Here is a 13,369-nt window from a genome sequence, read left to right as displayed (position 1 = left end):
TACCAAATGCATTATAGCGGTTTGGCCGCAATGTGTATCCCGCACTCGGTTTTGTTCAAACCGGACCAGCGGCCCGACCGGGCATCTTCCTGCCCATCCACCGGACGCGTGCATGGCTCACATCCAATGGACAAATATCCCTCAGCCACAAGCGGGTGCGGCGGTAATGCACGGCGCTGCATTTCCGCCTGAATATCCTGCGCACTCCAGAACGCCAGCGGTTGATGCGCAGCTGCTGGCTATCGGCACGCTCTTCCACAATGGTCATTGTGGCGCGCGTCGCAGCCTGCCCACGCTTGCGCCCTGTTACCAGAACCTCATACGGCAGGGATGCCACCTGCAACGGCTCCACCTTGCGCAGATTACAGCAGGCGTCCGGGTCAAAAGCCAGAGTTCTCCGCTAGGATCCCGGTCGCTGATCTGGGCAGGGGATGGCCCTATGTCTTCCACATTGGTCAGGCCCAGCGCATCCGCCAGTTCCTGACGATATGCGAGTGTCTGAGGGAAGTGCTTGCCCGTATTCAGGAACAGGACCTTTATGCCGGGGTCAGCCTCAGCCACAAAAGCGAGCAGAAGCGCAGATTCCGCGCCAAAGGAGGACATGACGGCAAGCCTGTTCCCCAGCAGCGCGTGCGCCTTGCGCAGCAGCAAAACCGGGTCATCCTGCACCGCAGTCAACTCTCTGATAACACTTGCATTGTCAGAAGACAAAATATCCACAACCCACCACAGTGAATGATAGAAGCATATTTAACGACCCCTTATAGATATATTTGGGCAAAAACAACACATAAAAATAGACAATCCTACCCAGCGCCCCCCACAATACACGATTCGATTTTGTGCAATACAAACTCCATCAGCATATCTGGCGCCACAAAACAGGGAATGACATCATTGTCTCATTTTTGGCGGGTGCGGTGACCTCAAACGTCGCAAAATGCCTGTGTTTCAACACCGAGAACCTCAACGAATGCTGATTTGGATGGTAACTTACGCAATGCAACGACCAAATCAGGTGTAAAACACACCATGATTGACCCCGCACGCGCTGGACCGGATACGGTGATGGTCGACAATTGAGAGGCCTCATTTTGTTGGCATAATATATCTTATGCGATAATTGGCTATTTGAAGTTTGCAATCAACCTTGACCGCCAAGATTGAATTGTTCCTCTTGGGCGGGATAAAAATGCCATCCCTATCTGGTTAGGCACTCATTTTCCAGCCCCTTTTGCGCAATTTGAGAGAACGGATAAATGAGAGTTGCGCAGGATCGACACGTTGCCCGAAATTCCCGTGCAAAACACAGATAACTGCATTGGTGACCCATTCTTTGGTTTGATACCCCTCCCCTTTACACCCAGCGAGAGCACAAACCGTTATCTTGAGACTCTAAAGCTGCAAGACCGACGACGTGTGGTTGCGAGGCACAACCTATGCCTTCATCATTTTGTGTCCGCAATCCACATCACCGCAAATTTTACCTTCTATTTTGAAGAATAAGGCCTGAACTTAACACTGATTTACGGCCATCCGGCCAATTGCAGGGTCATCTGTAAAGAAGCCATCCAGCCCCATGTCCAGATAGCGACGGATTTCCGTTATAGATCCCGCTACATTGCGTGCACCATCCCCATCCGCATTGCGTAGCTGGCGAGGCAGGAAGTAGTTTTCGGGGCGGCAGGTATAAGCGTGAACCAGCAAGCCAGCGGCATGAGCATCATCCACTAAAGAAGATGGCTCAAGCCAAGCTCCCTGCGCATCTCGCGGAATCAGGTCAGTCAAGGATGGACCAATAACATCCGCATAATGCCGTACCTCTCTCAAGCCCGCAGGGTCATCAGGTCACCAAAGGTGGTTTTTTGTCCCTTTGCAGCAAGATCTGGGGGTACGTTCGTGCGTTCCCCCATCAATAGCATCACTCTTGCCTGCGGGTTGATCGCACGGATCTCATGACCAATGCGCTGGAGGTTGCTGGTTTCAAATGACTGTACCTCCAGTGGGGCTGTACGCGTATAGTCATTAGCGGCAATAGTACGCAGGAACAACGCTTCTGGATCGAACCCCAACGCATGGAAATGCGTGGAATGTTTGATTTCAGGAATTAGTCCCAGATCTCGTCCACATGCCGCCGCTTCAGCCGCTACAAAATCAATCATCTCTTCAAAAGTCGGAATGGCAAAATGCCCATCATAACGCGTGTTATGCATGCGCAGTTTGCCAAGACGTTCTTTCGCCCGCAGTTTTCAACTCTGCAAGGGTGAAATCGGTGGTAAACCAACCCGTCGCCGTCTTGCCATCAATAACGACGGTGCGCTTGCGGCTGGCAAACTCCGGCCGCTGCGCCACATCTGTTGTTTCGGCAATGTTGCTTTCATGGCGGCAGACCATCACACCATCCTTGGTCATCACCAGATCAGGTTCAATATAGTCTGCACCATCTGCAATGGCTTTGGCGTAGGATGCCAATGTGTGTTCCGGCCGAAGCTGATGCCCCTCGGTGAGCAAATACCAGTGGATGCGGAGCGAGCGCCGGAGCCGCCCGCGCACTCCGTGCCCCCGCCCACATTGCTGCAGCGCAGGAGCCAACCAAAAGAGAACGCCGTGAACAACGCTGCATCAGACTTACCTTAGAATGTTGCGCTTAGCGTCAGGAAGTACATCCGTGGCGCAATGGGAAAGGCCGTGTACTGGCTGGAGGCATTGTTGGTGTTGAGCGTAGACCAGCCTTTTTCATTCGTCAGATTGGTAATGTTCCCCTGCACATGCAGTGACCGGATGCGCGGAATTCCCTTGATGTCATAACCGGCATTCAGGCTGAACAGCGCATAGGCGCTAGCATGTAGATCGTTGGTAAAAGTGGTGTAGCGCTTACCCACGACATCACCAATAAACTGAGCGTCAAAATCTCCCCAACGTAGAGGCTACAAATTTTTCTGTCCAGTTGGGAACACCGGCCACGTTTTTGCCAGCGGTGTGCACCGACGTGGTGCCATTCATATAGTTATCATTATAGACCGATTTATTATAAGATAAGGCATTGTAGAAAGAAAAATGCGGGCCAAATTGTGCAGTAAAGGAAAAGTCCATCCCATCGGTAGAGACAGACCCCACATTGGTTAGCGTTGTTGCGCTCCCCACAATGGAAGAGAGTGTCTGTGTTGTGGCAACAGCCAATAGACGATTTGAGAAATGCACATGGTAGTATTCAAGCTGACCACTGATATTGGTCAGCGGACCGGCATCCAAATGCCTGTTGGTGCGGAAGCCTGTTTCATACGTCCATGAGGTTTCGGGCTTACCATTTTTGCGGAAGTCATCAAACGCCTGCTGGCTGGTCACACCCCACGGGGTCGCGTTTCCATACCCTGCGGCTTCAAATGAGCGCATGTTTTCCTGAATATTGGCAAACCACTGCTCGTGGTTGGTAATATTCCACAATGCACCAAAAGCAGGCAGGAACGGTTTAACAGAGGCAATGGTCCCACCCGGGACGGTAATGGCTGTCTTGGGAGACAGGGATCCGGGCAGCGCCGCGACCGGCAGCGTACCATTGGTGTAGACCAACTCGGACTTGAACCCGGCATTCAGTGCAAAATTCTTGCTGATCTGCCAGGTGTCCTGCAGATGTGTGGTCCATGTGTTTGTATAGAAATTGTTGGTATACTGGTTAATCAACGCATTCTGCTGGCGCTCATACGGAGTGGTCGGGTTGTTGACATCCAGAGCATACCACCGACGGGCTTGCGTATTGTTGTTACGTTCGTACCAGCCACCCAGTTCGATATTATGATGCCCGACATGGTAGTGCAGGCTGCTCATGATCCCGCCACGGTTATCCCAGTATTCCGTGGTACGGGTAGCCATACCTGAGCCACCAAATACATTGGACAGATCAGAAGCGCTCTGATTGGGAAAATAGGATGAGAACAGGGTCGGAAGCCCCGCCGCTGTAATGGGACCAGCAACAACACCTTCACCCAGATCATGATGATAGTAGATCTGTGTATCCCACTTCAGGTCCTTACTGAAATTATGAGACCATTTTGTGTACATCAGGTAATCTTCACGCTGGGCAGCAGAATAATAATTCCGGTAATTCAGCCCTGCATTCGTATAAGCGGCAGAATTTTTGTAATAATTAATAGCTTCAGAAAGATTGGGGTACATGAATGGGCGAACATATAGGTCGCCACCATTAGGCATGACAATGCCGTCTTCGTTCGGTTCGACCTTCTGCGACCAATCGAAGAACACGCTGATTTTGTTCTTCTCATCTTCGTGCACAAATTTTGCGTTTACCTGATTGCCACCCTGATGCCCGGCAAAATCCCACGCACGCGCATCCTGACGCCCCCAAGAGACGTAGGCCGAATTTCCGTTACCAAAATCCCCTGTATCAATACGGGCAAAGGTGCGGAAAGTGGACCAACTGCCAAAGGTCTGGCTTAGCTGGCCACCAGCATGATGCAGCGGGTCTTGTGTCGTAAACTGCAACGTGCCACCGAGGTTACTGGTCGAGGCAGTACCCAAAGCACCGGCACCCGTGGCAACGGATGCGGAAGCGATATTCTCGCTAATTGCTGCGCGTTGGGGCGAAAGGCCATTATAGTTGCCGTAATCCTGATCCCCTAGCGGGATCCCATCCAGCGTGTAGCCAAGCTGGTTTTTTGCAAACCCATGAATGAAGAGCGAAGAGTTTTGTTCGTTATTCCCCCATGGGTCCGCATTATTGAACACAACACCAGGCAGAATTTGCAGGGACTTGATGGGGTTAATACCAGGCAGAATACGCTGCATCTGGATATGACCAACTGTCTGCTCAGACCGGCTGTGGCGACCTGTAGCAATAATCTGCTCAGCTTCCGTCGCATGAGTAGCGCCAGAGCTTTTAGGTGACCGACGGGGAGCATTGACCACAGGTGCGCTGGCATCCTGTGGGGGCACGGCTGCATGGGTTTGAGCAGCTTTTGATGCGCCTTGGTTTTTTGAAACCGTTGCCGCATAGCCGGTGGAAAATGCCAGAGGAGAGCAGAAGAGCCACAGAGCGGCCCGACGCGACACAGGTATAAGGCGCATGGGAATAAAACTATCCTCAACTCGGTTGATTCCTGAGCGCGTTATTACAAAAAATTTCTGATAAATTGTGTGACACTTTTATTGTGAAATACTGCACTCCCCCTGAACTGGCCTTAGGGTTTATCCAATCAGTCAATCGGGCATATATCCGTGAATTACCTATGATGGGAGCACACCACCCGCCTTTCCCTCAGTATTGAGGCAGACGTAATTTTTAAAATATGTATATTATCCCGACAATATTCAGGATAAGATACTAAAAACCATTGGGACACGAGCATCCCACAACAATAAAACCAGATCATATGAGTCAAACAAGATATCACTGCGAATTATTATGCAGAATAAAAATTGGAAATTCACATCATATTACGGCAGAATTCTGTATAAAATTACTACATCATCGCAAAATATTCGCAGCACTTCAAAACGGGCAATGCGTTGCAACCCACCATGAGCACTGCGTTCATATTTTAATACCAGAGATTCACATTGATTATATCAAAATGTTTCCTTGGCAGCCTCATGCTCAATAGAACAGGTAGTATTGTTCAGCGGCATTGCTTTTAGCCGCGCCTCCTGCAATTCTTTGCGAATATTTTTCATTTTCTCTGCAAACCACGGTTGTTCTTGTAGCGCAGCAAACATGGCGCCACCATTCATATACCCCGCCTGCACATCGCTTTTCCAATGCACACCGCAGACAATACGGCTTTCTCCAAAAACGCGCCCACGCTGCATAATATATGTGGAACGATCAGGTAAAGCACTACTCAGAATGGAAGCGACCAACCAGCCCCACGTAGTATGCCCGGACGGATAAGAAAAACTCGCAGACAGTTTGTTGGCATCCGGCGTACAGATGGATTGATTTTTACCAACGAAAGGCCTTTTTCTTTGCCAATTCTCTTTTTCTTCCGATATCCGCTGCTCTAGCGGTTTCTCAATTATGCTCAGTATGCTAACAAGCGTGGGCACTTCATTTGGCAAAACCCTGAAACCCACAGCACAAGAAAAATCGTCAATGATATGTTCAGGCCTAAGATCTGCATCATTTTGAGCCAATTGCCAGCGATTGCTATTTTTTAAAATTCTAGATTTTTCATAAGCCTGTATGTCTGCTGCCTGCGCATGGGAGCTGTCCGCAGGCGGTGGCGGCAAAAAAATACGTCCATCAGGGAGCTGTATTTGTTCTGCATGTAGGGTTGGTGACGAAATCAGCGCGTCAGCACAGATTAACATCACAAAAAGAAGCGTAGAACGGCTGGACATATCTAGTGGCTTTAATCACGTTATAACAGAGCATATCCATTACGTGATCCAAACATATTTAAGTGTGACAATCTGATGAAAATTCATATTCCAAAGTGCGAATACTTGGTTACATCCACGTGATCCGTCAAAAATGCAAAAATCCGCACTAAACGCCCGTAACAAACATTCCTGTCGGGCGCTTTAGCGATCATTTTTGTCCGAGTATAATAGTGGCATGACACATCGAACATTTATACTTTAAAGTAAACGGACCACCACATCACCAGCATGGCGCATGATGGTACTGCCGGCACGATGTTCACGCTCGCGCCCCAGAATCAAGCCGCGCTTTGCGCCATCACACCCCCTCCCCCGTCACGGTGCTGGGTACTGACCGAAGTCAGCGTTAGCCAACAAATCGAGCAAACGCCGCAATATCAATATTCCCACCAGATAACAGTACACCAACACGCCGCCCCTGCCATTGTGGCGCAGCAGCAAAAGCCGCCGCTGGAGCCAGACACCCGGTTGGCTCAACAACAATTTTCATGCGCTCAGCCAGCAGACGCATAGTTGTGACCAACGCCGCATCATCCACCGTAACAATATCCCGGACGTATTTCTGCATGATTGCGAATGTCATATCCCCCACGCTGGTGGTCTGCGCTCCATCGGCAATTGTGCGCGGGGTAGCAATTTTGACAATATGCCCTGCTGCAATGGATTGTCGCGCATCATCCCTGCCGCTGGCTCAACCCCTATAACGGCGCAGTCGGGCGCAATTTTATTGGCCACAAGCGCACAGCCAGAGACAAGACCACCCCCACCCACAGGCACAAACAGTGCGTCCAGTGGCCCCGTTTCCTCCAGCAGTTCCAATGCGGCAGTTCCTTGGCCTGCAATAATGTCCGGGTGATTGAAAGACGGCAGCAGCGTGCCGCCCCGCTGGGCAACAAGACGGGCGGCTATTTCCTCCCGATCCTGAGAATATCGGTCATAGGTCACAACCTCTGCCCCATAGCCGCGCGTGGCCGCAAGCTTCATGGCAGGGGCGTCTTCTGGCATCACAATAACGGCTGAGATTCCCGCATCACGCGCGGCACAGGCAATGGCCTGAGCATGGTTGCCAGATGAAAACGCCACAATTCCTTTTTGTCTTGTGGCTTCTGGCAAAGCGAGAATCGCGTTGGTTGCGCCCCTGAACTTGAAAGCACCCACACGTTGGAAATTTTCAGCCTTAAAAAACAACTCCATCCCACTCAGCGCGTTGAGATAGCGGGACTTCAGGACCGGTGTACGATGGGCCTGCCCTGTATTCTGGCCGAAGCTGCAACTACGTCACTAAAAGTCGGCAGAACTGTCATGTTTGGGTGTCCGGTTATATCCACCGCATGCGGCTTGCGGGAGCGATTGGAGCAAGGGCGTAGAACCTAGCATAATTTTCCCCTAACGTGATGCCCCTAAACGGATTTTTTGCCCTTTCAGAGCACACGCGCGCACTCTTCTTGGGTGATGCACGCATCCCCGGTCAACTCTTGTGTTGCGCAATCAACTCCAGCAATGCATCCGCAGCCTGACTGCGATAACGTTCCTTGTGCCTAAGGCCATAAAACGCACGGGTGCTCAAGGTCTGTGGCACCGCGTGCAGCGTACCAGCCAGCAAGGACGGCGCCACCACCAAAGACGAGAGCGCGCCAATCCCTGCTCCCGCCTCTATGGCCGTGCGTACGGCCTCGTTTGAGGGCAGAACAAGGCTTATGTTTATCTCCTGCAACGCAATGCCCAACCCTGCAAGATAACGCTCCAGTGCTGCACGTGTACCAGAGCCCTGCTCCCGCACGACCCATTGGGCCGCGCAGAGCCATGTCCGGCTTATGGTGCGTGGGAACTGCGGATCTGACTGAATAATTGTCAGGTGGTCCTCTCCAAGCGGCCATTGTGCCAGAGCGGGATCATCCACCACGCCTTCAACGATCCCCATCTCCGCCTCTCCATCCCTTACGCGGGAGGCGGCATCCAGCGTGTTACTGATCGCCAGATCAATCTCAATATCCGGGTAGAGCCGCCTAAAAGCGACCAGAATGGGCGGTAGCCAGTAAGCTGCAATGGTCTGGCTGGCAACCAGGCGCAACGTGCCCCGTTTCAGCCCGCCCACCTCTTCCAGCACATTACGGGCTACGGCGGCACGAGCCAGAACGGCACGGGCCTCGGGCAGGAACAGCCGCCCGGCTTCTGTCAGGCATATGCCACGCCCGACCCTATGGAACAGCTTGACGCCATGCCGTTCCTCCAGCGCCGCAATGGCGGCAGATACAGCCGATTGCGTCACGTGCAGGGCACGGCTGGCCGCCGTAACATGCTCTCGCTCGGCCACAGCCACAAATAGACGGAGTTGCTCCAGTGTCATGCCCTGTATCTCACACAACCAATCACAATTAACGATTAAAATGACAATAACTATGAGTTGGATTGATTGAATTGGCTACTCTTAAAACCGGGGAGAACAAAAGGACAAACCGCCGTGGCAACAGCCCTTCCCTCTGCACACCTTTCCACAAGATTCTCTATTCAACACATACAGAGCATTCTGCCGGGCATGTTGCTCTGCCTTTTGCTCAGTGCTTTTGCCGCAGCGCTGGAAATGGCAGAACACAGGCTTCTGGGTAAAGCGTGGCTGGAAAGCCTCAATCTGGCCCTTCTACTTGGAGTTGGCATACGAACAGCCTGCAAACCCGGCCCCCGCTGGGCCGCAGGCACTAGGTTCTGCTCCAGAACCCTTTTGAACATTGCCATCGTTTGTTTGGGTGCATCCTTTGCCCCCAATGCCGTTTTTGGCGCAGGGCTGCACCTGCTCCTAGCGGTTGTGGCTCTTGTTGCAACCAGCATTGTTTTTACCTTGCTGGTTGGGTCACTCGCCGGTTTGCCTATGCAGCAACGCGTACTCGTAGCCTGCGGGAACGCAATATGCGGGAACTCCGCTATAATGGCCGCAGCGCCCGTTATTCATGCACAAGATGAAGACGTAGGCACCACCATTGCTTTTACTGCGGCCGGTGGCCTTGTGATCGTTCTTGCGCTGCCACTTCTGCTGCCATCCCTGAACCTCACGCCAGAAGCACAGGGCACGCTGGCGGGCCTGACCGTTTATGCCGTGCCGCAGGTTGTGGCCGCAGCAGCGCCTTTTGGCCAGACCGCCATCCATGCAGGCACGCTGGTCAAGCTTATGCGCGTACTTATGCTGGGGCCAGTCTGCCTTTTACTTGGCCTGATTGGCACAGCCCGAAAGATACCGATGCAAGAAGCCCCGCAAGCTCAGGCCGGCTCCTCCGCCATCTTCCGCCTTGTCCCATGGTATATTCTGGGGTTTGTGGGCATGATGGTCGCACGCACGGCCAGCCTTGTCCCCACGCAGGCCGTAGAGCCTTTAAGCCTTGCGGCAACTGCCCTGACCATTATGGCAATGGCAGCCCTTGGCCTGAGTGTAGACCTGCGCACGGTCATGCGCGCTGGCAGAGCCTTAGCCCTGACGGTCTTTTTTTCCCTGATCGGCTGATTGGGGCCAGCCTGATACTCGTCAGGCTGATTGTGGGGGCATAAGCACACCCGAACGATATGCCCGTCCCCAGAATGAACCGCCTTTACGGCAGATCACCCCTCCTGCCGCGGGTTGTCCTGGCGGAACAGTTTCCATTCTTCCACCACAGTACCGTCTGGCAGATGGCAGTACCCGACCTGCCCCTTGTCGGTTGTCTCCATCTTCAGTTCCCCACCCTTTTTCACGCAATAGAGCGATGCCGGGTTGGGCATGCGCAGGAGCCCAACGCCCCGACCTGATCGTTCCTGTGGGTGTTGTTCACATGCCCCAAGGGTTCCAAGCGCGCCCAGTGCCAGAGTCAGCCCCAGAACCGTTTTTCTTTTTATCATCGTAAACACCTTAGTTTTTGCCTTCAGGTTGAGCGTGGCCGCAGTATGCAAACACTTTACTCCCGTTGTGAAGGCGGTGCACGCATTAAGGGCACCTTATGCCTGACTGCTAAAAACTGGCTTTGACGTTTCAAACGCGATATACTCGGCAGTCCTTCCTTTAGCATATCTGGTTCGGTTGATATTCCATGCCTGATGGTTCGCCCTCTTTTACCCGCCCTGCCCCTTCATCTGTGGACACACGCCATGACTGGAGTGTCGCGCAAGTACAGGCACTGCTTGACCTCCCCTTCCCGGAACTGATGTTTCAGGCGCAAGCCATTCACCGCGCGACATTTGATCCGACCGAAATTCAGATTTCCACCCTTCTGTCGATCAAAACCGGCGGCTGCCCGGAAGATTGCGCCTATTGCCCCCAGAGCGCGCTGCATGAAGACGGCGTAAAAGCCGAAAAGCTCATGGCGGTTGAAAACGTGCTGACCGAGGCCAGAAAAGCCAAAGCCGCAGGGGCGAGCCGTTTTTGTATGGGTGCCGCCTGGCGGACCCCCAAGGAACGGGACATGGAAACCGTCTGCGCCATGATTGAAGGCGTCAAGGAACTGGGGATGGAAACCTGCGTCACCCTTGGCATGCTGGACGATACACAGGCACACAGGCTCAAGCAGGCTGGTCTGGACTATTACAACCACAATATCGACACCTCGCCTGAATATTATGGCCAGATCATTACCACCCGCACCTATCAGGAGCGGCTGGATACGCTCTCCAATGTGCGTGATGCGGGGATCAATGTCTGCTGCGGCGGCATTGTCGGCATGGGCGAGAACGAAACCGACCGTGCGGGCCTGATAACCGCACTGGCAAACATGCCCACTCACCCAGAGAGTGTACCGATCAACCTGCTGGTCCGCGTGGAGGGCACCCCCCTTGCCCATGCGGATGAGGTGCGGCCGCTGGACTTTGTGCGCATGATTGCCGCTGCCCGCATTACCATGCCCAAAAGCCGCGTGCGCCTTGCCGCCGGGCGTGAAAATATGACCGATGAAACGCAGACCCTGTGTTTTCTGGCCGGGGCCAACTCCATTTTCTATGGTGAGCGGTTGCTGACCACACCCAACCCGCAGGCTCAGCGCGACAGGGCCCTGCTGGATACGCTGGGCATGCATACGACCGGGATCGGCCTGTAAGACTTTAAAATGGTTTACTCGGTCAAAGAAATTTTTCTCACCTTACAGGGCGAAGGTGGGCAGGCAGGACGCGTGGCTGTGTTCTGCCGCTTTACCGGCTGCAACCTTTGGTCCGGCCGGGAAGAGGACAGGGCACAGGCCACCTGCCAGTTCTGCGATACCGATTTTATCGGCACCAACGGCACTGGAGGCGGGCGGTTTAACACTGCGGCCGAACTGGCTGACCGTATTGCCGGGTTCTGGCCGACCTCTGCCCCACCTACTCCTGCCCGCCGTCTGGTGGTCTTTACAGGGGGGGAACCACTGCTCCAGTTAGACCCGCCCTTGATCACCGCCATGCATGACAGAGGTTTTTCCATTGCGGTTGAGAGCAATGGCACGGTGCTGGCACCACCCGGCATAGACTGGCTGTGCATCAGCCCCAAAGCCGGGGCACCACTCGTGCAAACCAGCGGTACTGAACTCAAACTGGTCTATCCGCAAACCGGGTTGAAACCGGCAGATGTGGCGGGGCTGGACTTTGCTCAGTTCTGGCTACAACCCATGGATGGCCCGGCACAGGCGGCCAACACGCAGGCCGCCATTGCCTATTGCCTGCAAACGCCGCAATGGGCCTTGTCCTTGCAAACCCACAAGCTGACGGGAATACCCTGAGCATGCCCCTGTCCTCCAAGGAACAGACCGAATCAGCACTTGTCCTTTTTTCTGGCGGGCAGGACTCCGCAACCTGTCTGGCGTGGGCGCTGTCGCGCTTTGGGCATGTGGAGACCGTGGGTTTTGATTACGGACAACGCCATGCCATTGAGCTTGAATGCCGCCAGAGCATACGGGATGGACTGGCAGCCCAGAACCCGGAATGGAAAAAGCGGCTTGGGCCGGACCATACCCTGCCCCTGCACGCCCTGAACGATATTTCCGACACGGCACTCACCCGCGATGCCGAAATCTCCATGACTCAAAGCGGCCTGCCCAACACCTTTGTGCCCGGTCGCAACCTGATTTTTTTAACTTTTTCCGCCGCTCTGGCTGCCCGCAGAAGCATACGCCACATTGTAACCGGCGTGTGCGAAACAGATTATTCCGGCTACCCGGACTGCAGAGACGACACCATAAAGGCCCTACAGGTCGCCCTTAATCTGGGGATGGAGAGCCGGTACGTCCTGCACACCCCCCTGATGTGGCTCGACAAAGCCGAAACATGGACGCTGGCAGAAGAACTGGGGGGCGCGCCACTGGTCACGCTCATTAACCATGAGAGCCATACATGCTATATGGGCGAGCGTACCCAGCGCCACGCCTGGGGTTATGGGTGCGGCACCTGCCCCGCCTGCCAGCTCCGCCGCGCCGGATGGGAAGCCTACAGAGCAGAAAACCAACATGCCTGACCTAGTTTTTACACGCCGTTTTTCTATGGGACACCGTCTTATTCACGGTGCCAGCGAGAGCTGCGCCCTGCCCCATGGTCATAATGAGTTTATAACGGTACGGCTTAAACCCACCAGCCCCAGCCGTCTGGATGGTTCTGCCAACATGCCGGTCTCTTTTCAAAAAGCAAAGCAGACCTGGCACCGTTTTGTGGATGAGCGGCTGGACCACGCACTCCAGCTTGCAGGAGATGACCCACTTCTCGCATGGTTCAAAACGCATGAACCCACACGTGCGGCACGCATTGTGGTCACCCCCGGCGACCCGACAACCGAACTGATGACCTGCCTGCTCATGGCCAAGATCAATGCCTTTCTGGTGGCCGAAGGTGGGGTTTTGTACTGCTCGGAACTAAGCATTGAAGAAACCCCGACCAATACAGTCAGCTTTGCAGGCGACCCGGCTGACTTTATCCCCAATACCGACATTGGGCAGGCATACTGGTGGAACCGCGCCGACATGAGTATCGCAGACTAAGCCTCCGCCTTTGCCCCCCA

The 13,369-nt window shown here is 53.8% G+C and carries 8 protein-coding genes and 4 pseudogenes; 5 read left to right on the top strand and 7 right to left on the bottom strand.

The annotated features are described in order from the left end of the window. Positions 1–11 precede the first annotated feature (11 nt). The 6 genes and pseudogenes from JCM25146_RS16255 to JCM25146_RS00770 form a co-directional block, all read right to left on the bottom strand. Positions 12–603 (bottom strand): annotated as a pseudogene (locus JCM25146_RS16255) (phosphoadenylyl-sulfate reductase). Positions 604–1,515: 912 nt separating this feature from the next. Then, positions 1,516–2,572: pseudogene (locus JCM25146_RS16250) on the bottom strand (glycerophosphodiester phosphodiesterase family protein). A 61-nt stretch (positions 2,573–2,633) separates the two neighbouring features. After that, positions 2,634–5,082 (bottom strand): annotated as a pseudogene (locus JCM25146_RS16245) (TonB-dependent receptor). Positions 5,083–5,583: 501 nt separating this feature from the next. After that, complete coding sequence (locus tag JCM25146_RS00780; RefSeq protein WP_025825138.1) at positions 5,584–6,354, bottom strand: acid phosphatase; 771 nt, start codon at positions 6,352–6,354, stop codon at positions 5,584–5,586. Between the two features lie 388 nt (positions 6,355–6,742). Next, positions 6,743–7,590: pseudogene (locus tag JCM25146_RS16240) on the bottom strand (pyridoxal-phosphate dependent enzyme). A gap of 274 nt (positions 7,591–7,864) precedes the next feature. Further along, entirely contained in the window at positions 7,865–8,743 is an 879-nt protein-coding gene (locus JCM25146_RS00770) for a LysR substrate-binding domain-containing protein (protein WP_035371657.1), read from the bottom strand. Between the two features lie 189 nt (positions 8,744–8,932). Here JCM25146_RS00770 and JCM25146_RS16235 point away from each other — a divergent pair, with 189 nt between their 5' ends. Continuing rightward, complete coding sequence (locus JCM25146_RS16235) at positions 8,933–9,889, top strand: YeiH family protein (RefSeq protein ID WP_242400815.1); 957 nt, start codon at positions 8,933–8,935, stop codon at positions 9,887–9,889. A 95-nt stretch (positions 9,890–9,984) separates the two neighbouring features. Here the strand turns inward: JCM25146_RS16235 and JCM25146_RS00760 are convergent, their stop codons facing one another. Next, on the bottom strand, positions 9,985–10,260 hold the full coding sequence (locus JCM25146_RS00760; RefSeq protein WP_025825136.1) for a putative hemolysin: 276 nt from the start codon (positions 10,258–10,260) through the stop codon (positions 9,985–9,987). Between the two features lie 188 nt (positions 10,261–10,448). On the opposite strand from JCM25146_RS00760, the gene bioB reads away from it, so the two are divergent. Genes bioB through JCM25146_RS00740 form a run of 4 tightly spaced genes read left to right on the top strand, consistent with a single transcriptional unit; the run spans position 10,449 to position 13,349 of the window. Further along, entirely contained in the window at positions 10,449–11,447 is a 999-nt protein-coding gene (gene bioB / locus JCM25146_RS00755) for a biotin synthase BioB (protein WP_025825135.1), read from the top strand. A gap of 9 nt (positions 11,448–11,456) precedes the next feature. Then, complete coding sequence (gene queE, locus JCM25146_RS00750) at positions 11,457–12,101, top strand: 7-carboxy-7-deazaguanine synthase (protein ID WP_025825134.1); 645 nt, start codon at positions 11,457–11,459, stop codon at positions 12,099–12,101. Between the two features lie 2 nt (positions 12,102–12,103). Beyond that, entirely contained in the window at positions 12,104–12,832 is a 729-nt protein-coding gene (gene queC / locus JCM25146_RS00745; RefSeq protein ID WP_035371656.1) for a 7-cyano-7-deazaguanine synthase QueC, read from the top strand. Continuing rightward, complete coding sequence (locus JCM25146_RS00740) at positions 12,825–13,349, top strand: 6-pyruvoyl trahydropterin synthase family protein (RefSeq protein WP_025825131.1); 525 nt, start codon at positions 12,825–12,827, stop codon at positions 13,347–13,349. Before queC ends, JCM25146_RS00740 begins: the two co-directional genes overlap by 8 nt. The last annotated feature ends 20 nt before the right edge of the window (positions 13,350–13,369 follow it).

The sequence above is a fragment of the Acetobacter okinawensis JCM 25146 genome, assembly GCF_000613865.1.
In the GTDB taxonomy this organism is placed as follows: domain Bacteria; phylum Pseudomonadota; class Alphaproteobacteria; order Acetobacterales; family Acetobacteraceae; genus Acetobacter; species Acetobacter okinawensis.
Note: the sequence above shows the minus strand (reverse complement) of the source record. Positions and strands in the feature narration are given on the sequence as shown.